Here is a 22,763-nt window from a genome sequence, read left to right on the forward strand (position 1 = left end):
CGGATCCGGAGACGACGGGCCGGCGCCTGCTGATCACCACGCAGAAGGGCTGGCGGGCACGCGGCCGAGCACCGCTCCGAGCGCCAGATCCATGGCGTACTCGAACTCCAGATCGGCGTCGAAGGTTGCCAGGTGCGGTGCGGCGGCGGCGACGGCGGGCAGTCCGCTCTCCGCCAGCGCCGCCGTCCGCTGCTCGATGCCCACCGCGTCGCCGGTCCCGTAGGTGGGACCGGCGTCGACCTCGCGCAACAGCGTGCCGATCAGGGCGGCGAGGACGGCGCGCAGCAGGTGCACCGCCTCCTCGTCGCCGAAGCCGGCATCGCGCAGGACGGTCAGTACCGCTTCGACCGGCGCGAGTCCCTCGAACGACGCGAGCTGGCGGGTGAGCACCAGCGATGCGGCTTCCGGGTGCGCCAGGGCGCTCCGGCGGAACGCCCGGGCGATGGCGCGCAGATCGACGCCGGGGTCCCCGGTCCGTTCCGGAAGCTCGAGCCCGCCGAGCAACGCCTCGGCGACCGCGTCGAGCAGGCCGTCCTTGCCGTCGACATGGTTGTACAGGCTCTTGGGGTCGACACCGAGCACTCGAGCGACCGCCCGCATGCTGACCCCGGTGATGCCGTCGGCGTCGATCACGGTGAAGGTGGCGTCGACGATCAGCCCTTTGGACAGCGTCGACTCACCCTTCGGGGGACGGCCCCGGCGGGCCTTCGGTTCAGGTTCCACACCCCGATCCTGCCATAAATCCACACAGTGGGTATTTATGGTCCCCGAGTGTCGGCGCGGGCCGTCTTTCGGTGTCAGCGGCGGTACTTGGTCAGCAGTGCCGCCGGCAGGTGGCAGGAGTCGCCGGGAAACCGCGCGAGGCGGTCCTGGTGTTCGTCGGCACTGCGCAGATAGTTCTCCAACGGCCGGACCTCCACGGCGATACGCTCGGCGTCGTCGCGCGCGGCGATGAACGATCGCGCAGCGGACAGGTGCGCGGGCTCGCGCGAGTAGACGCCGGTGCGGTACTTACGGCCCACGTCCGGCCCCTGCCGGTCGACGCTGTACGGGTCGATGATCTCGAAGAGGTAGGCCATCAGCTGCTCGACGCACAGAACCTCCGGGTCGAACCGGGTGCGCACGCATTCGGCGTAGCCGTCGTACTCTCCCTCCAGGGAGCGGCCGGCGCCGTTGGCCCGGCCGGCCTCGGTGAAGGTGACCCCGGGCAGTGTCGCGACGAACGCCTGCACACCCCAGAGGCAACCGCCGGCGAGGTAGATCTCCTGCGTTCCCTGCTGCGCCTCCACGGGCCGATGGTATCGGCCGCGCCCGGCCAGAGCTGCGCCCCGGGTGTCAGGATGCGCGCACAGTGCGCCCCGGGGCGCGCCGGGCGACCGACTCGGCGACGGTGCGTCACCGACCAGCAGCATCTGATCGTTGACGGTCACCGCACTGGCCGTCGTGCACCACAGCGTGGTCAATGCGGACGGAAGCCACAGCACGCCCTCCGGGGAACACTCGGCGCCAGCAGCGGTCAGCGCCGCCGCCCGCTGCGCGGCGGTGGTCTCGCCGGTCAGCTGCTCGACGAGACCACGGTGGTCTGACTGCAGGACCGAGACGCACCACCGACCGCCGTCGAGCATCGCCGCCAGCGCTGGGCGCCGCCGGCCGACGGAGACGGCGAGTGCGAACGGGTCCACCGATGCGGTGAGCACCGAGGCGGCGACGAAGAACCGGTCCTCGTCGCCGTCGCGGACGCTCACCAGCAGCACGCCGCTGCCGTACTGCGCAAAGGCGTCGTACATCCGCCGGCTCGCGGACTGCCCGGGTGTGCTGGTCACAGCAGCACGCCCCGGCCGTCGACGGCCGCCTCGAACCGCTGCTGGGCGTCCGCCCAGTTCGCGATGTTCCAGAAGGCTTTGACGTAGTCGGCCTTGACGTTGCGGTAGTCGAGGTAGAAGGCGTGCTCCCACATGTCGAGCTGAATGATCGGCACCAGCGAGGCGGGGATGTTGTTCTGCTGGTCGTAGAGCTGGATCATCAGCAGCTTCTGCCCGAGGGCGTCCCAGGCGAGGATCGCCCAGCCCGAGCCCTGAATGGTCAGCGCGGTCTGCTCGAAGTGCGCGCGGAAGCGGTCGAACGAGCCGAACTGGTCGTCGATGGCGGCGGCCAGTTCGCCGACCGGCTGGTCGCCGCCCTCCGGGGAGAGGTTCCGCCAGAAGATCGAGTGGTTGATGTGGCCGCCCAGGTTGAAGGCGAGGGTCTTCTCCAGGCCGACCACGGCGCCGTAGTCGTCGGTGGCCCGGGCCTGCTCGAGCTTGCCGAGGGCGGTGTTCAGGCCGGCGACGTAGTTGGCGTGGTGCTTGGAGTGATGTAGTTCCATGATCGTGCCGGAGATGTGCGGCTCGAGCGCGGAGTAGTCGTAGGGCAGTTCGGGGAGCGTGTAGTCGGCCATCGGGGTTCCCTTTCGTCAGTGGTGAACACCGTCGAAGCTACGACCTCAAGTTCACTTGAGGTCAACGGTTAGAATTGAGACATGGACCACGACGGGGCGAGGCAAGACGCGAACGAGCTGCTGACCGTCGGCGAGATGAGTTCCCGTACGGGAGTGGCCGTCTCGGCGCTGCACTACTACGAGACGCTCGGCCTGATCGCCGCCGAACGCACCGCGGGCAACCAGCGGCGCTACCCGCGGCACATGCTCCGGCGGGTGGCGCTGATCGCGGTGGCCAAGCGGCTGGGCATTCCCCTCGCCGACGTGCAGGACGCCTTTGCCGAGGTGCCGCTGGACCGGCGCCCGAGTCAGAGCGACTGGGAACGCGCCTCCCGGCGCTGGAAGACGACGCTCGAGCAGCGCCGCCAGGCCATCGAGAAGCTGGAGAACGAGCTGACCGGCTGCATCGGCTGCGGCTGCCTGTCGATGAAGGCGTGCAGCCTGCTCAATCCCGACGACGAGCTGGCCAAGACCGGCCAGGGTGCGCGCCGCGTCCCGATGTGAGCACGCCCGACCATCCGACGTCACGGCCAAGTCCGGATAACACCGGCAATGACGACGGGCTACGCCCGACTCGTACAGCGACAGCCGCGACTTGGTCGCCGCGAAAAGCCAACAGGCGCAACGGCTGATCGTCGACCGCGACCGCGCTATCGACGATCGCCGGCCGCATCAGGTCCGCAACGTGCCCAGACGGGCCGGGCCGTCGCAATCGACGCGCATAATCCTTCGGCGGTCGCCGAATCCAATCCGCAATAGCCGCATGCCTTAAGCATGACGTGACAGCCGTTCACTCCGTTGCCTCCATTGACCTGCCATCTGAAGGGCGCCGCAGTCCACACCCAGCATGACGGGTAGGTCAGTGAGCACGCACACCGCATGAAGCGACCGACCGCACTTAAGGAACCAAGATGCTTGACACGTCACAGTTTGTATCGCATACTACTTTGTACAATATACAACTGGAGGAAGTATGGACTCACCGGAAGTGTTCGCGAATGCACTTCTCGCCTCATTGGCATTCGTAATGTTCGGCCTAGGCTTATCGTTGACGACAGCCGACTTCACCCGAGTGGTCCGTTATCCCGTTGCGGTGATCGTCGCGATGTTGATACAACTCCTCATCCTCCCCGCATTGTGTTTTGGCCTCGTCATCGCGTTTGACTTGCCCACGCTATTCGCGGTTGGGATGATGATTCTCGCCGCCGCCCCAGGGGGAATATCTGCGAATCTTTTCAGCCATATATTTGGCGGGAACGTGGCGATGAACATCACTGTCACCGCAGTGAATACTGTGCTTGCGATCGTAAGCATTCCACTCATCGTGAACTTCTCCATCTCCTACTTCGCAAGCAACGACGAAGTGGTTTCACTGCAATTCGGAAAACTCACCGAAGTTATTTCAATGATCATCATTCCCGTTGCTGTTGGCATGGCTGCAGGCAGACGGTTTCCTCGTCTGAGAGTTCATATGGAGCGCCCTGTCAAGATTCTAAGCGCCGTTGTTCTCACTGCAGTCGTACTGACATCTATCGCTGCAGAGTGGAGTTCCGTCGCAGACAACTTTGGTGACCTTGGGATCCCCGTACTCCTTTTCAATTTAGCAGCCCTCAGCCTAGGATACGGACTCAGCCGAGGGGTTCAACTGAATCACCGAGACGCCACTGCTATCTGCTTCGAGGTCGGAATACACAATTCCACACTCGCCATATTTGTCGCCGTAAGCGTATTTGATGACTTCAAGGTGGCACTTCCAACTGCCGTGTACTCCGTGATTATGTATATTACCGCGCCACTATTCGGCACTCTGATAACACGTTTCGCCAGACCACAAATCGCGTCGACCGACACTCACTAGCACGCCCATAAAGAGGAGTTATCGTGACCGAAGTATTCCTGCACCATGTCCATCTAGTGACCGCTGACATATCCGGATTCTGCAAATTTTTCGAAAAGCACTTTGGTGCCGAAGTAGTATTCGATGACGCGATCGATAACGATCGAAATGTATTCCTGAAGATCGGCACGGGAAGGGTTCACCTATTTGAATCGCGCAGACCACCCGCCGTCCAGCGTAATCTTTTTCACCACATAGGAATGATGGTTGATGACCTGCAGTCCTTTTCAGCATCACTCATCGCCAACGGGATTGGAGTAACTCCGATAACCGAAACCGCCGGTGGGCGATTCGCGATGACGCAAGGACCCGACGGACTACTGATCGAACTGTTTGAGGTATCAGACCCCGAAGCAAGGCGAGCGTTCGTCGAGTGATCTCTGGAGAACTCAAGTTCATAGGCACAGAGCATCCCCAAAAATTAGCCTAACTGAAAGGTACGACAGCATGACACCGCACGATGACGACGCCGTGTTCGATGACCGCCGTCGACGCGGACGCACCGACGGCGAGCGAACTCGAACAGCGATCTTGCGAGCTGCTACGCCCTTATTCCTTGAACGAGGTTTTGATGCAGTATCCGTGTCCGAGATCGCAAATGCTTCCAGAGTTTTCCCAAACCAGGTCACCTACCACTTCGGCGGCAAGGAACCTCTGTTCGTCGAGGCTGCATGTCGGGCAATTCTTCGCACTGCGCGTCAAGCGGAGGAACGCTCACGGACGAGCGTCACGGTCGAGCAGCACACCCGAACCCTGATTTCTTTTCTCCTAGGACCAGGCGCACCTTCAGTCATTTTGTTTGCCGAGGCAATGCTGGCGTCGCGGCGTCGGGAGGAACTACGAGAAATCGTCTCGACTACGATTCATGAGCTTCATGTTTCGGGTGAGTCGGCAATGGTTGACACCTTCATGCGAACAGGCTGGGTTGCCCGCACCACACCACAGTTCATCACACGCGGATTCTGGACTGCAGTCTTGGGACTGGCGCTAGAGAAGGCCGCTCTAGGCGAAGGCTTTGAGTACGTAAATGCCGAGGCCGTCGCGCTCATGATGATTCGTATGAACGGCAGTTCAGCACCGCTGGAGGAAGCTGCATCCCCCGACCCAGACCACGAAGGAGAGAAGTCTTGACCAGCCACGAATCCATATCTGCACTCTTCGAGTCCGCAGTCCGCGTCCACGGAGATCGGCCGATGCTGGCCGTTCCCGAACGAGTAGCAAGCGAATGGATGTTTCCCGTCGAAATGACCTATAGCGAAGCTGCGGCGAGGGTGGACGAGTTGACGGATATATATCAGAATCTCGGGTATGGGGACAGTGATCTTATCGCCCTGGCATTCGACTCGCGACCTCAGCACCTTCTGCACTATCTCGCACTCAACAAGCTGGGAACTTGTATAGTTCCACTCAACACCGATCTGACGGCCATCGAACTCGCCTATGTGCTGCAACACTCGGGAGCGTGCGCTGCGGTGGTTCTGTCTTCACTGCTAGACGACGTTCGTGCCGCGGCCGGCCTGATCGACGGCACATTACCGGTCGTGACCGACCCAGCTCTGTTGTCGCCCGCGTCTGCCGACCGGCCACGTCTTGAGACGCGAGCCAACCCGCTTCGCCGCGCGGCTGCAGTTCTCTACACGTCCGGCACCACCGGTTATCCAAAAGGGTGTGTGCTCGACAATCTCTATGCTCTTCTCAGTGGCGACAATTACGGTGCCAGCTCTTCGGAACTCACGCTTCGCGCGGGATTGGACCGGGTTCTTAATCCCCTTCCGCTCTACCATATGAACTCGCTCATGCTGACGTTCGGCGGTGTGATTTCTCGGGGCGCTTGCATGGTGATTCCAGGAAGATTCAGCCTTCGGAACTGGTGGGCCGACATCCGTGAGACTAAAGCGACACGTTTCCACTACTTGGGCATTATGATCCCAGCTCTGATGAGCCTGCCTCCGGGTGATAGTGACCGTGATCATACAATTACCGTGGCCTTCGGTGCCGGCGTTGACCCTGGAGTCCACCGGGCGTTCGAGGGCCGGTTCGGAATTCCTCTCCATGAGGTGTGGGGCATGACTGAGACTGGCCGGGGTCTGTTGGTTGCAGAGGAGCCTCGCTTCATTGAAACGCGCGCGTGTGGCCGGCCACAGGGAATCGAAGCGCAGGTAGTCGATGACAGGGACAACCCCGTCGCCAATGGGCAGGTCGGCGAACTGGTCATCCGACACAGTGCCTCCGAGCCACGCTATGGCCTGTTCAGCGGATACTTGCATGACGATCAAGCGACCGAGCGCGCATGGGCTGGTGGCTGGTTTCACACCGGGGATCTTGTCTGCCGTGACGATACCGATATGTACTACTTCGTCGACCGCGCCAAGAACATCATCCGGCGTAGTGGCGAGAACATATCTTCGGCGGAAGTCGAGTCCGTACTTGTCAACGACCCGCGCATCACTCAGGTTTCGGTGCTCGCTGTGCCTGACAAGATGCGCGACGAGGAGGTTCTTGCGGTGGTCGTTCCCGTCGACCCGGCCGCAGACGAACTCGTCGCCCGCTCGATCTGCCAGGCAGCACGCGAACAACTGGCATACTTCAAAGTGCCAGGCTGGATTCAGTTCGTCGATGCGCTCCCAACCACCGGGACTCAAAAGGTTCAGAAGCACCTGCTCTTTCCGGCCGGCTTCGACGAAATCCATCAAGTCCAAGGCTTGCACGACTGTCGCGATCTCAAGAAGCGTTGATGCTGACAGTCCATACGGTGCCGAGGTTGGCTGGTCCTGTTACCAAGGTCGGCTGAGCCACTGATTGATACTAGCGTTCAGAGCTCCCCGAAAGGCAGCAGACTCCCATCTGGACGCACGTCACCACCGGAACGCCGCACCCGCGCAGTGACGAGCCGCCCGCCCCGGCAAATCGGGGCGGGCGGCTCGCGGTGCCCCTGACGACGGACACCTACATTTCCCGTGTGCCTCGCCTCCAGGCTGTCAACCGCGAGAAGTACAGCTCGCCTTCCTCACTACCGCGGAGCCGAACGCTACGACACTCGGCGGATGACTGCTAATACGTGTCCGGCTGACACAGTCGACTCCGCCCCCGACCGGGAGCCTAATCGTCTACCCGTGTCACCCCGCAGCGACGGGAAACCGTGGCGCTCCCGGCTCGGGCGGGATGTCCAGAGCCCTGCAGGTGGCGGAGATGCCCAGGTACTGGGCGCTGATCGCAACGACTTCCGTCCTGGTCTCCACAGTGAGGACCTGGTCGATGCCGGCCAGTTCGGCGTCGCTGAGTTCGCGCATGTCGACCATCGCGTCAGCGAGCGCGACGATGGCGCGCTGGCGGGGTGACCACGGCTGATCTGCGTCCTCCCCCAGCACGGTGGCGGCGACCTGCACCGGCGACAGGCCCGAGGTCTTGCCGAAGTAGGCCACGTGAACGCCCCATTCGTGCTCGGCGCCGCAGCGCGCGGTGACGCGCAGAATGCACAACTCACGCTCGTCCGGCGCGAGCTGCCCGGTGTGGAGCAGTCCACGCAGGCCCAGGATCGGGCCCTCCACGTACGCGCGCAGTACGGCCGGATTGGCTGCCATCGCCCGGTACAACAACGGCGGCCGGTGCGGCGGCGGTACCACCTTGTCGAGGAGCCTTCCGGATTCTTCCGGTGTCTCCGGGATTCGCTGTGCGTACTCAGTGCTCACGTAATCGTCCTTTCTGGATCTTGCCGACCGCATTGCGCGGAAGTACCTGAACCACTTCCACACGCTTGGGCTGTTTGTAGCGTGCGAGCCTCTCTCGGGTGAACTGCAGGATCTCGTACTCTCCGATTGAGGGGTCGGCGACGACATATGCCACCGGCACCTCCCCCCACTTCTCGTCGGCGACGCCGACCACGGCCGCGTCGGCGATCGCGGGATGGCTGAGCAGGACGGCCTCGACCTCGGCAGGATAGATGTTCTCGCCGCCGCTGATGATCATGTCCTTGATCCGATCTACGACAGTGAGCATGCCGGCCTCGTCGATGAAACCGACGTCACCCGTGCGATACCAGCCGTCAGAAGTGAGCGCCTCCCGGGTTGCTCGTGGATTCCCCAGGTAGCCCGCGAAGCGTTGAGGCCCGTGACAGATGATCTCTCCAACCTGCCCGTCCGGCAGCCTGCGTTCGGTGTCCGGGGCGATGATAGCGACGTCGGCATAGAACACCGGGCGCCCCTGGCTACCCCGGTGCTCCTGACCCATCGAGGGCAGGTAGTAGGCGAGGCCTCCGGAGAACTCGGTCAATCCGTATACCACCTGCACATCGACGCCCAGGCGGGTGAAGGTGTCGATCAGACCGACCGGCACCGCCGATCCACCGCAGGTCACATTGACCAAGCTGGTCGCGTCCACCTCAGTCGTGGCGGCGGCCTGGGCCATCGCGGCGAGCATAGCCGGGACAGTCATCATCGTGGTGATCCGCTCGGCGCGGATCGTCTCCCACACTTCGACTGGGTCGAAGTCGGCCAGGAAGACCGTTGTCGATCCGCGCAAGACATTGGCGAAGAGCGGAGCCAAGCCCCCAATGTGGAACATCGGCGCGGCTAGCAGGAAGCGGTGCGCGGCTTCCCATTCGATACTGCTCGACATGCCCTGAGCCGACCAGAACAGGTTAGCGCCGGTGATCTCGGCGCCTTTGGGCCTGCCAGTGGTCCCCGACGTGTACATGATCACTGCAGTCGCGCTGGGGTTCCCAGCTGCCGGGGCCGTAACCGGAACAGCAGACGACTGCACCGTGCCGTACTCGGCGACGCTCGCACTACCCGATCCGTGACGCATCATGGCGCCGCTGAACGCACCCCGCAGTCGAGTGACCCGATCGAGCATCTCCTCGAAGGCGCTGTCGTAAAGTACTGCGCTCGGCCTCGAATCATCAACGACGTAGGCGATCTCCGCCGGTGACAATCGCCAGTTCGCCATGACCACGGCGGCCCCCAGATGAGATGCTGCGAATACCGTCGTGGCCGCGAACTCACCGTTCTTGGCCACCAGCAGGATTCTGTCACCGGGTTCGACTCCTTGCGAGGAGAGCCATCCGGCCAGCACACGGACGCGGGCCGCGGCTTCGCCGAAGGTGAAGCGCGCACCGCCGTCGACGTAGGCCGACGCTGCCGGGGTCAGCCGTGCTCGATCATCGAGAATACGTGCGGGGGTCGGCTCCTGGCGTCGCGCCGATTCCCGCGGTGAGATCGCTTCGCTGATCATGATTTCGGGGTGGCGCGCGCGATGACAGCTGCCGTGTCGATGGAGGGATCGAGGGTGCCGAAGACATTGCCCCACGATCGACCAAGCCTGGACCCGGTGAAGCCGTCGGCGACCGCCGAATCCCCGAACCGCAGGAGCAAGGAAGCTTCAATGGCGACCGCGAGGTCCCCCACTACCGTTCGCGCACGGTATTCGAGGTCTTCCAAGTTCGCGAACTGAGCCTTGAGCCTCGACAGAAACTCGTCGTACCGCCGGTCCGCTCCTGTGGCTGTCCCGAGCTCGTCGAACAGGATCTCCAGGGTCTCAGGCTGTCGACCGATCGCACGCAGAGTGTCCAGCGCTGCGACGTTGCCGCTGCCTTCCCAGATCGAGCCCAGCGGCGATTCGCGGAACAGCCGGGGCATCCGGGACTCTTCGACAAAACCATTGCCGCCGAGACACTCCAGTGATTCGGCGGCGTGAGCTGGAGCACGTTTGCACACGTAGTATTTCGAGACTGCCAGGCCGATTCGGCGCAGCGCCGCAGCTTTCTCGTTGCCGGCGCGCGCCAGGTCGGTCAGTCCGGCCAGCCACAAGGCTGCGGTGGTCGCAGCCTCGGCTTCGATCGCCAGATCCGCGATGACATTGCGCATGAGCGGCTGATCGATCAGAGTCCGGCCGAACGCGGCGCGATGAGCCACGTGGTGGGCGGCGAGCGCCACACCGTGCTTCATCAAGGTGGCGCTCCCCAGAGTGCAGTCGAGCCGTGTCCCATTCACCATCTCGATGATGGTGCGAACACCGCGTCCCTCCTCGCCCAGACGCCAGCCGATCGCATCCTCGTACTCGATCTCGCTGCTCGCGTTGGACTTATTACCGAGCTTGTCCTTCAGCCGCTGCAACCGAATGGCATTGCGCGTGCCGTCGGGCAGCACGCGGGGAAGCACGAAGCAGGTGAGACCTTCGGGCGCCTGGGCCAGTGTCAGCAGGATGTCCGACATCGGCGCCGAGGTGAACCACTTGTGTCCGACGATCCGGTACGTACCGTCCCCGAGGGGCGTCGCAGCGGTCGTGTTGGCTCGAACGTCAGACCCACCTTGCTTCTCCGTCATCGACATGCCGGCCGAGATTCCCCGCTTCTCTGTCGGCACACGCAGTTCGGGGTCGTAGACATCGGTGGACAGCAGCGGTACGAACCGTGCTGCCAGCTCGGCGTCGACCTGCAGTGCAGGGACGGCCGAGTACGTCATCGACACAGGACATCCGTGCCCGGCGTCGACGACCTGCCATGCGGAGAACTTCGCCGCGCGCAGCAGGTGCGCGTTCGGGTCACCGGATACCCACGGCGCACCGTGCAGGCCGAACTCGAATGCTCTGGCCATCAACTCGTGATAGGCAGGATCGTAGGTGACCTCATCGATACGGTTGCCGAACCGGTCATGGGTCCGAAGGACCGGCTGATTCGTCTCGACGCGGTCGCCGAGATCGATCGCCTCGGCACTGCCTGCGACGATACCGACCCGGTCGACCTCGTCCAGCGGAGCACCGGCGCGGGTCAATGCCTCACGCAGCGGCGGATAGTCCGCCGTGTTGAAGTCCACCAGGGCTGGTGCCTGATTGAAGACTGTATGAGTCTGCATATGTTCACTTCCTCATCGATCGATGCCCGGTCAGGGCATCAGCGGTTGTCGGGTTCGGAGCGCTCCGGCGACACGAGACTGCTCGCAAGACTCTCGCGGAAGTCCTCGTAGGCAATGCGCAGTTGGTCGGCGGGCCATGCCTGCGGAACGAGTTCTGGTGGCAGCACGGGATCCGTGCACAGGTGGCGCACCGCAGCCGCCGCAGCGGACAGACGGACCACCGGTTCGGCCGCCGATGAACGCAGGGCACCGATGAGGTCGTCGGCGCGTTCGGCCCAGCGCTGCACGTCCCACAGTTGATCGCACAATCGTTTCGGTTCGTCCGGCACCACCCGGAAGTACTCCAGTTCAGGACGGTCGGGACGCACGAGGTCACCGAGATTGTCCGGACGCATCCACACGCCTTCGCGAAGCTCCCCGAACCGCGCGCCGCGCATGTCCCGCCGCAACTCCTCACGTTCGGAGGCCGCCCGGCCGGCGGTCACCACGATGCCCTGCACCCAGAAGCCCCCGTACGCCCGTACAGATGGCGACACCTGGGCATCCTGCCGGGCCTGCCGCCTCCGGTGCCGCTCAGACAGGCGATACACGCCCTCGCCGGATTCAAGCTCACCAGCAGACGCCATGCGCGAGAGCGCGACCCGCATCGTCGAACCGGCCACCCCGAACTGCTTGCCGAGCCGAACGAGATCCCGGCCGGCCAGTCCGGCCGCCGGAGCACCTAGCAGCAGATTCAGCGCTACCGAACGGGCACTGAGAGAACCCTGACGGAACACATCGGCAGGCAGGCGGTCGTCAGTCACACGATGTATATTACATACAATTTTCGTTCATATCAATTTATGTAATACATAATCGCGGCTGGTCGCCGCCGATCCCCTTGCGCCACCGCTCAGCCCAACCGGCAGGGCACGCGCTACCCAGAATCGACCGGCAGTTCACCTTTGAGGACCTTCCCCGAGGCGTTCCTCGGGAGAGCGTCAAGGAACCGCACTTCCGCCGGAATCTTGTAGTCGGCGAGCCGAGTGCGGGCGAAGTCGCGGATCTGTTCGATCGACACTGCCGACCCCGCGACTCTGACCACGACCGCGCAGACCCTCTCCCCGAAGACCGGGTCCGGGAGCCCGACGACGGCCACTTCGGCGATATCCGGGTGAGCCGAGAGCACCGACTCGACTTCCACCGAGTAGATGTTCTCGCCACCGCGGATGATCATGTCCTTCAGGCGATCGAGCACCTGGACAAAGCCCTCCGCATCTACGCGGCCGACGTCTCCGGTGCGCAGCCACCCGTCGACGAATGTCTCGGCGGTCGCCTCCGGCCTTCCCCAATAGCCCGCGGTGACGACTGGGCCGCGCACGACCAGCTCGCCGACGCTCGAGGGCGGCAACTTATTGCCGACTTCGTCCCACACCTGCAATTCGACGCCGGGGACGGCCCGTCCGGCGGTCCACCTCCGACGAGTGAGGTCAGTCCGATGCGCAACTGTCACAATCGATGTCGCCTCGGTCATACCCCAGACATTGGCGACGTCGACATTCGGTAGACGCTCATCAAGAACTCTCAGCGTCGACTCACCAACAGGGGATCCGCCCAAGACCACCTGGCGAAGATCAGGAAACGCTGCTTGACCGAACGCCGGATCGAGTGCAAGCAACTCGACCATCGCTCCCACCCCAGCGAAGAGGGTGACGCGGTTATCCCGCATCACCGCCGGCACCGCCGCTCTGTCGAAGGTCGGGACCAGCACACATCTAGCCCCGAGTCCGATGAACGGAATCAGCTGCGAATTGATGGCCGTCGCATGAAACAGCGGTGCCGCAATCAACGCAACATCGTCACGGGTCAGCCCGAACTGCTCGCGGACGGTAGCGAAGTTCGCCATCAGGTTGCCATGGGTCTGCATGGCACCCTTCGGCTTCCCAGTCGTTCCCGACGTGTACAGAATGTTCGCGACATCCGAGGCCGTGCGCCGAAGGCCGGCCCACTGCTCGAACGGCGTCACATCCAATCGCGCCCGCCCCAAGTCCGAGGCCAGCGCGACAGTGCCGTCAGCGCCCGGAACCCGATCGAGCAGCTCCGGTTGGGTAACCGTGACCTTCGCACCACTGTCGCTGAGCACATGGGTGATCTCGTCGAGAGTGAGCCGGGCATTGACCAGCACCGCAGTCGCTCCCGTGGCCGCCGTTGCGAAATAGGCGACGGCATAGTCGATGCTGTTGAGCAACAACAACGCGACCCGATCACCGGGACGGACCCCCAGCTCGAGAAGTTCATCGGCGGCCGCACCGACCCGCTTGAGGAAACCGTCGTAGGTGAGCTCCCCACCTGGGTCGACCACGGCCACCCGGCGTGTGTTCGTCCGGCACGACGTGACGAGGAGTTCGGCAAGAGTCTCCGGCTCAGTCATCGTGTCCACTCCAGCACTCATTCGGCACCCCACTCATTCACAATCGCGATATCCCAGATCGGCTCGTCCCCCTCACGCAGAATCTCCACGTCCAGCCGGTACCCGGTCACCGGGCACAGGTACTCGCGCATCGACACCGACGCGCCGGCTCTGGCCTCGTCGTGGCCGAATGCCGGGTCAACCGAGTACATCGACGATTCCACTGATGCACAGTGATCGCGGTAGTTGCCCGAGACCGGGCCGAGGTCAGCACGGCCGGTCAAAGAGGCATACGAGACTGGAACGCCCCTGACATCACGCACGACCCCCAGTTCGCCGCCCACCGGTTCGATCTGCACCGTCACCCCGACCGTGCCCACTGCCGGTGGCGTCGTCGCGGCTGACAACCGGCCGCCGAGCATCTCTCGGCGGCATCGCTCGGTCGCGGCCGCGTCCGGCGTCCCCGCCCCGTCGATGACGACCCCGTAGACGCGCTCGGCCGCCTCGGTACCCAGATATCCGGCGGCGACATCCACCGCAACGAGCGCGGGATCACGTTGCAGTGGGTCGCCATAGCCGACTCCGTTGGATGCCGACCACTCATAGACGGTGTCTGCGCCCAGCAGAATCATCGGCCCCTTGGCCTCGACGGGATGATCCACCCCCGCTACATCGTCGACCGAGGTGGGCACGACACCCGATGCCAGCTGTGTGAGAACGTCGCTCCGGTGCCGCACCCGGAATCGTCCTGCAGACCCCGGGTTCGCCCCGAACAGACCCGTGGTCTTTGGAAAAGACTCGTCGATATAGAGTGCGGCGGCGAGCCCCGGCACTTTCCAGGGAATGGCGCCCTCGATGAGACTGCGACCGCCGCGGTACCGTCCCGCACCATCGGCCCCGGCAGTCATCGCCTTGCGGTAGAGGAAGAGTGTCGGCCACAGTTGTTCGAGTTCCTCGACGTTGCTGGCGATTCCCTCGGGGATCCAGAAGTGCCCGCCGAAGTCGACTCCGTCGCCGATCGGCGATGCGCTGAGCGCTCCAATCATGTTATTGGCGTTGACTCCGATGAACGGCTCGCCGGCGCGATTAGCACCGGCTGTGATCGCGCCGTAGAAGGCGGGGTGGGCCGGGCCGATTGCCAGGCGCTGGATCTCTGGCCGCCCGAACGCGAGCATCTTCGAGATCACTGAGCCCGCTAGCCCAATGAGCAGCTCCATTGTGAAGGTGCCCGAAGGACTCACCGCCGCAGGATGGTCGGCACACGAGAGGGTCCCCGGGGTGAGGTCGAAGTGAACTCGCCGATACACGCCACCATAGGCACCGGCCAGGTCGGAGGTGAGGGCCGCACACAGCGCCGACAGGAAGGCGCCGCACATCCCGGCGTAGGTGACATTGATCGACCCTGCCTGTGGGTCGGTGCCGGCGTTGTCGACATACAGGTCACCACCTGACTTACGCAGCGTCAGCTGGTACGCGTATGTCTCGCCGTCCCCGGTGTGAGCCGCTTCCGCGTACACACGGTGTGTCCAGGAACCATCGGGTATCTGCGCGAGACGGTCGGTCAGAACCTTTTCACCGGAGTCGACCACCCGGTCCATGACTGTCTTCACCACATCGGCGCCGTACCGATCAATCAACTCCTCCATGTCGTGCACCGCAACACGAGCAGCAGAAATCGCCGCGCGAAGATCCATCTGCACGTTTCCCGGTGAACGAGACTGACGTAGGAAAATCTCCTCGAGATCGGGCCGCACCTCGCCACCCTCAACGAGCTTGTAGGGCGGAAAGGCCGGCGGGTCGTCGAACATGTCCTTGGCATCCACACAGAAGCTTCCCGGGGCGGTACCGCCGATATCGGTGTGATGCAGAACGTTGGCGACCCACGCGAAGAGTTCGTCGCCGACGAATACCGGAGCGGCAATGATCGTGTCCGGTTGGTGAGGCGAGCCGACATACGGATCGTTCGACAGAAACATGTCACCTGGTCTGATTCCCGGTGCGCTGCTGCGATTCTCGCAGATCCACTTGATCGTCAGTGACTGCGCGTTGGAGAAGTACTGCAGGTACGGCCCCAAGAAGACGAGGTCCCCCGTGGCGGTCATCAGCGACGGCTGGAAATCGCGCGCCAACATGGTGACAGGAGAGACACAGAGGCGCTGAATCGTGTGCCCGTGCTCGACATTGATGTTCAGCAGCGAATAGCGCACCACTTCGAAGGTGACCGGATCGACGACGGTCGTGTTGTGCTGGTACAGAGGCAGATCCTCGCTGATGGTCAGCGGCTCCTGCGGCACATATCCGCGACTGCGCCCGTCCCACATCGGCTTGGTCATCGTGTTGCCTTTCCGTTGTTCTGGGGCGATGCGCCGACCTGAGAGGTGGCGTCGGTGCGTGAGCTGTCGTCGAGTCGGAGATGTAGTTCCCGGTGCCGACCGAGCCGGGCCCGGCCGCCGGGGGGCACCGCGATCGAGGTATGTGCGGACTCGATGAGTGCAGGCCCAAGGATCTGGTCGCCGCACTGCAAAGCGTCGAGGCGGAAGACGTCGGTGGTGAACCACTCGCGGATTCCAGGCCAATACACCTCGACCTGAGTGAAGGACTCGGGTGCTGGCGCACCCACCACCTCGTGGCCGCGCTGAGGCGACGGGATCTGCGAGGGTATCCAGGCGTGCGCTCGGAAAGCGAAGACCTCCGCAGCTTGGAAGAAGCCCGCCGCGCCCGCACCGTAGCGGTGCGCGTACTCGGCCGAGAAGTCCGCCAAGACTCGCTCGGGGGTCGCCTCGGTGATCGGCTGAACGATCGGAATCTCCAGGCTGTGCATGAGCTGTTCACCGAATCTCATGAGCGCGCTCACCTGGACGAGGGGCGTTTCGCCCGCGGCCTTCGAACTAGCCAGCGCAGTGCGCGCGGCCTCGGCCACCTCATCGACAGCGGCCGTCAGCGTGTGCAGGTCGAACGGTGCCGCCAAGCGTCGCTCGAGCTCCGCATAGGCCTTCAAGTCACCCGATCCGATTCCATATGCCGACATCGTCGAAGCTCCATCGCCCTGTGGGATGACGACATCAGCGGTGCCGATCTCGGCGGCGAATCCGAACGCATGAACTGGCCCGGCCCCGCCGTAGGCATAGAGCGCGAAGTCTCGGGGATCACGACCGCGCTCGAGCGTCTGCTGGCGGATCGCCGCAGCCGCTCGCATGTTGTTGATCTCGATGATGCCTGCGGCCGTATCCTCGATCGGCAAGCCGAGCCGGACGGCCAGCTCGCCCACCGCAGAGCGGGCCGCAGCCACATCCAGCGGCATCCGTCCGCCCAGAAACGCCTCGGCGCGCAACAGACCGAGCACTACGTCAGCGTCGGTCACCGTCGGCAGCGTACCGCCGTTGCCATAGCACGCGGGCCCCGGCTCAGAGCCTGCGCTTTGCGGACCCACCCGGAGTGACTCAGTCACATCGTCGATGCTGGCCAAGGTGCCGCCACCACAGGCAATGGTTCGGACGTCCAAGTGGGGCAGACGATAGGTGTACTGGTCGATGGTGTTCTCTTCAGCCAACTGCGCACGGCCGTCGATCACCAACCCGATATCAAACGATGTCCCGCCCATGTCGGTGGCCACGACGTTGTGATGCCCGTAGACCCGAGCAAGGTGCTCAGTGGCAGTGAGACCACCGGTCGGACCCGAGTCGATCATTCCCAGCGCGCTAATCGCGGCACGCTCCGGCACCGCGACGCCACCATTCGACTGCATGACGTACATCCCGCCGGACAAACCGCTGTCGGACAATCGTCCACGAAGGTCCGACAGGTACATACTGCTGGCCGGTCCGATGTAACCGTTCATCACCGTCGCCACGGTGCGCTCGTACTCACCGAGCCGGGGCGAGACCTCGTGCGATACCGAGACGTAGACCCCGGGCATCTCCGCAGTCAGTCGATTGCGAAGCCGACGTTCGTGGTCCGGGTTGGCGAACGACCACAGCAACACCACGGTGACTGAATCCAGGGCATACGTTTCGACCAACTCAAGGATCTGCACCATCGCGGCGTCCTCATCGAGCGCGCACACGATCTCGCCGTCACTGTCGACTCGCTCATCGATCTCGGCGATCGCTCCGTCGATGATGAGCGGTGAGGGCAGCCGCGTCTCGTGCACCGAGAACACCTGCTCCACCGGAAGGCCGGCCACCCGCCCATGACCACGCATCATGGCGAGCGAATCCCGATGACCGGCGGTGGTCACCAGACCCACCCGCGCGCCGCGGCGCTCCAGGACAGCATTCGTGCCGATGGTGGTCCCATGGCTGAACCTGCTGGTGCGCGCCAGCATGCTCGACAAGCCGATCCCTTTGCGTCGAGCGATCACGTCGAGTGCTGCGAACACTCCCGCAGGCGGATCGGCCTTATCGGACAGCGCCTTCGACCGCTCTTGGCCCCCGGCCTCGTCGACCAGAACACAGTCGGTGAAGGTGCCACCGATGTCCACTCCGATGTAATACATAGCCCTCTTTCCTGCAGACACACCCGTTGCCGAGCGATGTGAAGTGACATACTGCACATTCTTGGTTTGATGTTAACGAACTAATCCATTCGTTTCAATGCGATCTAGAACCTAATTATTCGTTTCGGTATGTCAACGTCAGAGGTGCCCTCGCCGCGGAACCGGCACATCAGGCCGATACCATCAGGGAGCAGGCCGGTGCGCGTCTGCGCCGCAAGGAAAGGGTGATGACCTGTGCCTACGCCACCGCGGAAGCGGTCCACATCGGTCCGCGAAGAAATCGCGGAACTGAAGAAGCGTCAGATCCTCGACGCCGCCGTGGACCTGTTTCTGGAGAACGGGTTCCACGGGACATCAGTCGACTCGATCGCCGACGCACTCGGCACGTCGAAGCAGTTCGTCTACTACCAGTTCAAGGACAAGTCGGCGATCCTCGAGGCGATCTGCACCAGCGGCGCCGAACTCACTTTGTCGGCGATCGACGACAGACCCGGATCGACCACCAGCCCCACCCAGCGGCTGGACGAGTTCAGCCGGCAATTGACCGAGATCGTGCTCGACCACGGCAGTTACCTCGCGGTCTATGCCGGCGAAACGCGATCCTTGCGCGAGGACGATCGCAAACGAATCCTCCGCAAACGCGCCGAGGTCGACGATCGCGTGGCCGAGCTCGTGACCGAGGGGGTCGAACGCGGAGAGTTCACCGCCGAGGACCCGCTGACCTCCGCCCGCGCGATCACCGGAATGCTCTCGTTCATGTGGACTTGGGCCAACCCAGCCACCCCCGATGAACGGAACCGTCTCGTCGATCAGATGTCGACCATCGCACTGCGCATCGTCGGCGCGGGCTGAGCCGAGCACCCGAGAGGCCACCCAGCCCTTGCTATAACGGCCATCATATGATCTTGTGAACTCCGGCAGGCGAGGCACCCGAGACCACGTTCTCGCCGGAAGCATAGGAGGCTCAGCCATGCGCGAGCTCACGTACACAGGCCGATGGCAGGCCGAGTGGCGCGACGCACCCGACCCCGTGATCGATGGCCCAGGCCAGGCCATCGTCTCGCCCGTCGCCGCCACCACCTGCGACGTCGACTCACAGATCCTCGCTGGGCACGGCCCGATTCCGGCGCCCTATGCACTCGGCCACGAGTGCGTCGCCCGCGTTGTCGAGATCTCCGAGGACGTCACCTCCGTGACGCCCGGGCAACTCGTGGTGGTGCCCTGGTCCATCAGCTGCGGCACGTGTGACCAGTGCAGCGTCGGACACACCGCGCACTGCACGGCTGTGCCGGACATGGCCATGTACGGCACGCCGATCGGTGGAAACTGGGGCGGACTGCTCTCCGACCTGGTCAAGGTCCCCTTCGCCGACGCCATGCTGGTTCCGTTGCTCGACGGACTCGACCCCATCGCGATGGCCTCGGCCAGCGACAACTGGACGCTCGCCTGGCGTTTGGTGGCGCCCCACTTGCAGCGCACCCCCGGCGCGTCGGTGCTCGTGGTCGCGCGCGGCAGTATCGGCTTGTACGTCTGCGACATCGCCCGCGCGCTCGGCGCCTCCGACGTCCTGTACGTCTCACCCAACAGCGAGCACCGGAGCCTCGCCGAGACCTTCGGTGCACGGACCGCGGCGGAGATCGCACCGATCCACAAAGGATTCGACCTCGCTGTCGAAGCCACGGGGCGGGTCGATCAGCTCGCGGTGGCAGCACAGTCACTCAAACCCGAGGGGTTCTGCGAAAGCGCCGGCAATCACTTCCGGCCCGGGGAGCTGCCGCTGTTGGCGATGTACCTCAACAGCGTGAACCTGCGCATCGCGCGCGACAACGTCCGTCCGAACATCCCGGCCGCCCTGGAACTGGCTGCGGCCGGCGAGGTCGACCCGCGGGCTGTGGTCAGCGATGTCTTCGATTGGGAAGAACTCCCCGAGCGCATCGTCGAACGGCACGCCAAACCGGTATTCACCCGCGATCTGACCTAGCCTGCCTCACTTCACCATTCGAAGGAATTCCATTGCCCACTCCGCTCAATTCGCGAGACCTGGCGTTCATTCTCTACGACTGGCTCAAGGTCGACTCGCTGACGCAGGCCGAGGTCTACGCCGATCACTCGCGTGAGACTTTCGACGACGCGCTCGAGCTCGCCGAGCGTCTCGCAGTCACCTATTTCCAGCCGGCCCTGAAGACCGTCGACACCGAGGAGCCCTTCGTCGGGCCGGCCGGCCACGTGGTGCTACCCGAAGCCACAGCCACCGCACTCGCCGAATTCGCCAAGTCCGGCCTGATCGCGGCGCGGTTCGATCCGGAACTCGGGGGCGTGGGCCTGCCCAACGTCATCACGTATGCGTGCATGGCATGGTTCCAGGCCGCCAACATCGGGATCGCGGGCTATCCCTTCCTGTCCATCGCCAACGCCAACCTCCTCATCACCCACGGAACCGAGCATCAGATCGACACCTGGGTGCGCCCCATGCTCGACGGGCGATTCACCGGAACGATGTGCCTGTCGGAGCCGGGCGCCGGCTCGTCGCTCGCCGACATCACCACTCGGGCCACACCCGCCGCCGACGGCACCCACCGCATCATCGGATCCAAGATGTGGATCTCCGGCGGAGATCACGAACTGTCAGAGAACATCGTCCATCTGGTGCTGGCGAAGACCCCGGGAGGTCCGCCCGGGGTCAAGGGGATCTCACTGTTCATCGTGCCCAAGTTCCTCGAGGACGGCTCTCGCAACGATGTCGCCCTCGTCGGACTGAATCACAAGATGGGGTATCGCGGTACCACCAACACCCTCCTCAGCTTCGGCGACGGAACCTACGACACGGGGCAGGGTGCGGGCGCGATCGGCTACCTCGTCGGCGATGAATTCCAGGGGCTCGCCTACATGTTATGAACGAGGCGAGGCTGGGCGTCGGTTTCGGAGCCTCAGCGCTCGGCTACGCGGGCTACCAGTACGCCGCCGAATACGCCCACACGCGGCAGCAGGGCCGCCGGCTCGGTGAGGGACCGACCGCTGAGCAGGTCGCCATCGTCGAACACCCTGACGTCAAACGCATGCTTCTCGCACAGAAGGCCTACGCCGAGGGAGGGCTTGCGCTGTGCCTCTACTGCGCCCATCTGCTCGACCGCCGGCGCACCGAACCGGAATCCGCGGCGGACCTCGGCCTCCTGCTCGACCTGCTGACCCCGATCGCCAAGAGTTGGCCGTCCCAATGGTGTCTGGAGGGCAACAGCCTGGCGATCCAGGTGCACGGCGGATACGGCTACACCCGCGAATACAACGTCGAGCAGCTCTACCGCGACAACCGCCTCAATCCCATCCACGAGGGGACGCACGGCATTCAGGCGCAGGATCTTCTCGGCCGCAAGGTGATCGCCGATTCGGGACGACCTCTCGTACTGCTCGGCGAACAGATCAGCACCACCGTCGCCCGGGGGAAGGAAGCGGGCCCCCAGACCACCGTTCACGCCGAAGCACTCGACGAGGCGTGGCAGGCACTGCAATCGACGACCGCCGCCGTATGGGCATCGGGCGATCCCGCCCTGGTCCTGTCCAATGCCACCGGATACCTGGAAGCGTTCGGTCACGTCGTCGTCGCCTGGATCTGGTTGGATCAGCAACTCGCCGCCACCGGCGATTCGCTGGTCGAGCGCGGCAAACACGCCGCAGCCCGATACTTCTTCACCTTCGAGCTGAACAGGATCTACCCGACGCTCGAACTCCTCCGGAATCTCGACACCACCCTTCTGGACACCCCCACCGACATCTTCTGACCTTCCGGGCTCCGCTACGGCGAGCATCGAGTCACAGCAGGAAGGAATCGTCATGACGATCCTCGACCAATTCTCCCTGGACGGCCGAGTGGCCGTGATCACCGGTGCCTCATCGGGCCTCGGCGTTCACTTCGCCAGGGCGCTCGCCGAAGCCGGCGCCGATGTCTCTCTCGGCGCGCGCCGCATCGATCGGCTCAACGACACCCGAATGACCGTCGAGAGGCTCGGGCGCAGATCGCTCGCGCTCGCCACCGACGTCACCGACCCCGGTGCGTGCGAAGCGCTGGTCGGCGCGACCATGGAGGAATTCGGCCGGGTCGACATCCTGGTGAACAATGCCGGTGTTGCCAGCGCGGTGCCCGCCACCCGCGAAACGCCCGAACAGTTCCGCGCCGTCGTCGACATCAACCTCTGCGGCTCGTACTGGATGGCACAGTCGTGCGGACGTGTGATGACGCCCGGAAGCTCCATCATCAACCTCTCCAGCGCGCTGGCGCTGACCACCGCCGGCCTCCCTCAGTCGGCGTACAGCGCCAGCAAGGCCGCCGTGATGGGCCTGACCCGGGATCTGGCGCAACAATGGGGACCACGTAAAGGCATTCGCGTCAACGCGCTGGCCCCGGGATTCTTCAAGTCAGAGATGACCGATGCCTTCGACCCCGACTACGTCGCTCTGACGGCCCACCGGATCCTGCTCGGACAGACGATGGGCGACCCCGAGCAGCTGGCCGCCACAGCGGTCTGGCTGGCGTCACCGGCCAGCGGCTATGTGACCGGACAAACCATCCCCGTCGACGGCGGTGTGACAATCACGTAACACCGTCTATGATCAGTGGTTGCGGCGCCACAGGAGGTTCATCATTCCACCCAAGTCAGATGCTC

18 protein-coding genes and 2 pseudogenes are annotated in these 22,763 nt (G+C 64.0%); 9 read left to right on the top strand and 11 right to left on the bottom strand.

What is annotated here, in order from left to right; translation table 11 throughout:
• Positions 1–33: 33 nt before the first annotated feature.
• The 4 genes and pseudogenes from ACJMNC_RS04315 to ACJMNC_RS04330 all read right to left on the bottom strand — a co-directional run bounded on the left by ACJMNC_RS04315 (position 34) and on the right by ACJMNC_RS04330 (position 2,437).
• On the bottom strand, positions 34–723 hold the full coding sequence (locus ACJMNC_RS04315) for a TetR/AcrR family transcriptional regulator (RefSeq protein WP_408946707.1): 690 nt from the start codon (positions 721–723) through the stop codon (positions 34–36).
• A 74-nt stretch (positions 724–797) separates the two neighbouring features.
• A complete protein-coding gene (locus ACJMNC_RS04320) occupies positions 798–1,289 on the bottom strand; it encodes a peptide-methionine (S)-S-oxide reductase (protein ID WP_408946771.1) in 492 nt (163 codons plus the stop codon).
• A 117-nt stretch (positions 1,290–1,406) separates the two neighbouring features.
• Positions 1,407–1,787: pseudogene (locus ACJMNC_RS04325) on the bottom strand (flavin reductase); the annotation flags it as partial.
• A gap of 32 nt (positions 1,788–1,819) precedes the next feature.
• A complete protein-coding gene (locus ACJMNC_RS04330; RefSeq protein ID WP_408946708.1) occupies positions 1,820–2,437 on the bottom strand; it encodes a superoxide dismutase in 618 nt (205 codons plus the stop codon).
• Between the two features lie 81 nt (positions 2,438–2,518).
• Between ACJMNC_RS04330 and soxR the strand changes: the two genes are divergently transcribed.
• The 5 genes from soxR (at position 2,519) to ACJMNC_RS04355 (ending at position 7,108) form a co-directional block, all read left to right on the top strand.
• Complete coding sequence (gene soxR / locus ACJMNC_RS04335) at positions 2,519–2,980, top strand: redox-sensitive transcriptional activator SoxR (protein WP_408946709.1); 462 nt, start codon at positions 2,519–2,521, stop codon at positions 2,978–2,980.
• 469 nt (positions 2,981–3,449) lie between these two features.
• Positions 3,450–4,334: a bile acid:sodium symporter family protein gene (locus ACJMNC_RS04340; protein WP_408946710.1), complete on the top strand. Its 885-nt coding sequence runs from the start codon at positions 3,450–3,452 to the stop codon at positions 4,332–4,334.
• Between the two features lie 23 nt (positions 4,335–4,357).
• Positions 4,358–4,750, top strand: coding sequence for a VOC family protein (locus ACJMNC_RS04345; RefSeq protein WP_408946711.1), 393 nt, complete (start codon positions 4,358–4,360; stop codon positions 4,748–4,750).
• Between the two features lie 70 nt (positions 4,751–4,820).
• The gene (locus ACJMNC_RS04350; RefSeq protein WP_408946712.1) at positions 4,821–5,504 is read left to right on the top strand and encodes a TetR/AcrR family transcriptional regulator C-terminal domain-containing protein; all 684 of its coding nucleotides are present in this window, start codon (positions 4,821–4,823) and stop codon (positions 5,502–5,504) included.
• Positions 5,501–7,108, top strand: a complete 1,608-nt coding sequence (locus ACJMNC_RS04355) for an AMP-binding protein (RefSeq protein ID WP_408946713.1) — start codon at positions 5,501–5,503, stop codon at positions 7,106–7,108. Before ACJMNC_RS04350 ends, ACJMNC_RS04355 begins: the two co-directional genes overlap by 4 nt.
• Positions 7,109–7,489: 381 nt before the next feature.
• Here the strand turns inward: ACJMNC_RS04355 and ACJMNC_RS04360 are convergent, their stop codons facing one another.
• From ACJMNC_RS04360 to ACJMNC_RS04390, 7 genes are all read right to left on the bottom strand, one after another.
• The gene (locus ACJMNC_RS04360; protein WP_408946714.1) at positions 7,490–8,062 is read right to left on the bottom strand and encodes a carboxymuconolactone decarboxylase family protein; all 573 of its coding nucleotides are present in this window, start codon (positions 8,060–8,062) and stop codon (positions 7,490–7,492) included.
• Positions 8,052–9,602, bottom strand: coding sequence for a class I adenylate-forming enzyme family protein (locus tag ACJMNC_RS04365; protein ID WP_408946715.1), 1,551 nt, complete (start codon positions 9,600–9,602; stop codon positions 8,052–8,054). Before ACJMNC_RS04365 ends, ACJMNC_RS04360 begins: the two co-directional genes overlap by 11 nt.
• The gene (locus tag ACJMNC_RS04370) at positions 9,599–11,221 is read right to left on the bottom strand and encodes an acyl-CoA dehydrogenase family protein (RefSeq protein WP_408946716.1); all 1,623 of its coding nucleotides are present in this window, start codon (positions 11,219–11,221) and stop codon (positions 9,599–9,601) included. The genes ACJMNC_RS04365 and ACJMNC_RS04370 overlap by 4 nt, the downstream gene beginning before the upstream one ends.
• Before the next feature lie 38 nt (positions 11,222–11,259).
• Entirely contained in the window at positions 11,260–12,024 is a 765-nt protein-coding gene (locus ACJMNC_RS04375; protein ID WP_408946717.1) for a PaaX domain-containing protein, C- domain protein, read from the bottom strand.
• A 113-nt stretch (positions 12,025–12,137) separates the two neighbouring features.
• A complete protein-coding gene (locus ACJMNC_RS04380; RefSeq protein ID WP_408946718.1) occupies positions 12,138–13,631 on the bottom strand; it encodes a class I adenylate-forming enzyme family protein in 1,494 nt (497 codons plus the stop codon).
• Positions 13,632–13,648: 17 nt separating this feature from the next.
• Entirely contained in the window at positions 13,649–15,943 is a 2,295-nt protein-coding gene (locus ACJMNC_RS04385) for a hydantoinase B/oxoprolinase family protein (protein WP_408946719.1), read from the bottom strand.
• Positions 15,940–18,105 carry a hydantoinase/oxoprolinase family protein gene (locus ACJMNC_RS04390; protein ID WP_408946720.1) on the bottom strand — a complete coding sequence of 722 codons (2,166 nt, stop codon included), beginning with the start codon at positions 18,103–18,105 and terminating at the stop codon, positions 15,940–15,942. Before ACJMNC_RS04390 ends, ACJMNC_RS04385 begins: the two co-directional genes overlap by 4 nt.
• A gap of 234 nt (positions 18,106–18,339) precedes the next feature.
• On the opposite strand from ACJMNC_RS04390, the gene ACJMNC_RS04395 reads away from it, so the two are divergent.
• From ACJMNC_RS04395 to ACJMNC_RS04410, 4 genes and pseudogenes are all read left to right on the top strand, one after another.
• Positions 18,340–18,957: a TetR/AcrR family transcriptional regulator gene (locus ACJMNC_RS04395; RefSeq protein ID WP_408946721.1), complete on the top strand. Its 618-nt coding sequence runs from the start codon at positions 18,340–18,342 to the stop codon at positions 18,955–18,957.
• Positions 18,958–19,075: 118 nt separating this feature from the next.
• On the top strand, positions 19,076–20,086 hold the full coding sequence (locus ACJMNC_RS04400) for a zinc-binding dehydrogenase (protein ID WP_408946722.1): 1,011 nt from the start codon (positions 19,076–19,078) through the stop codon (positions 20,084–20,086).
• 32 nt (positions 20,087–20,118) lie between these two features.
• Positions 20,119–21,881 (top strand): annotated as a pseudogene (locus tag ACJMNC_RS04405) (acyl-CoA dehydrogenase).
• A 52-nt stretch (positions 21,882–21,933) separates the two neighbouring features.
• A complete protein-coding gene (locus ACJMNC_RS04410; protein WP_408946723.1) occupies positions 21,934–22,698 on the top strand; it encodes an SDR family NAD(P)-dependent oxidoreductase in 765 nt (254 codons plus the stop codon).
• The last annotated feature ends 65 nt before the right edge of the window (positions 22,699–22,763 follow it).

Origin of the sequence: Gordonia sp. VNK21 (assembly GCF_046098115.1) — a bacterium.
In the GTDB taxonomy this organism is placed as follows: Bacteria; Actinomycetota; Actinomycetes; order Mycobacteriales; family Mycobacteriaceae; genus Gordonia.

Coding starts and splice junctions, on each gene's coding strand:
- ACJMNC_RS04330 (WP_408946708.1), bottom strand. CDS start 2,437: ATGGCCGACTACACGCTCCCCGAACTGCCCTACGACTACTCCGCGCTC.
- soxR (WP_408946709.1), top strand. CDS start 2,519: ATGGACCACGACGGGGCGAGGCAAGACGCGAACGAGCTGCTGACCGTC.
- ACJMNC_RS04340 (WP_408946710.1), top strand. CDS start 3,450: ATGGACTCACCGGAAGTGTTCGCGAATGCACTTCTCGCCTCATTGGCA.
- ACJMNC_RS04350 (WP_408946712.1), top strand. CDS start 4,821: ATGACACCGCACGATGACGACGCCGTGTTCGATGACCGCCGTCGACGC.
- ACJMNC_RS04365 (WP_408946715.1), bottom strand. CDS start 9,602: ATGATCAGCGAAGCGATCTCACCGCGGGAATCGGCGCGACGCCAGGAG.
- ACJMNC_RS04370 (WP_408946716.1), bottom strand. CDS start 11,221: ATGCAGACTCATACAGTCTTCAATCAGGCACCAGCCCTGGTGGACTTC.
- ACJMNC_RS04380 (WP_408946718.1), bottom strand. CDS start 13,631: ATGACTGAGCCGGAGACTCTTGCCGAACTCCTCGTCACGTCGTGCCGG.
- ACJMNC_RS04385 (WP_408946719.1), bottom strand. CDS start 15,943: ATGACCAAGCCGATGTGGGACGGGCGCAGTCGCGGATATGTGCCGCAG.
- ACJMNC_RS04390 (WP_408946720.1), bottom strand. CDS start 18,105: ATGTATTACATCGGAGTGGACATCGGTGGCACCTTCACCGACTGTGTT.
- ACJMNC_RS04400 (WP_408946722.1), top strand. CDS start 19,076: ATGCGCGAGCTCACGTACACAGGCCGATGGCAGGCCGAGTGGCGCGAC.
- ACJMNC_RS04410 (WP_408946723.1), top strand. CDS start 21,934: ATGACGATCCTCGACCAATTCTCCCTGGACGGCCGAGTGGCCGTGATC.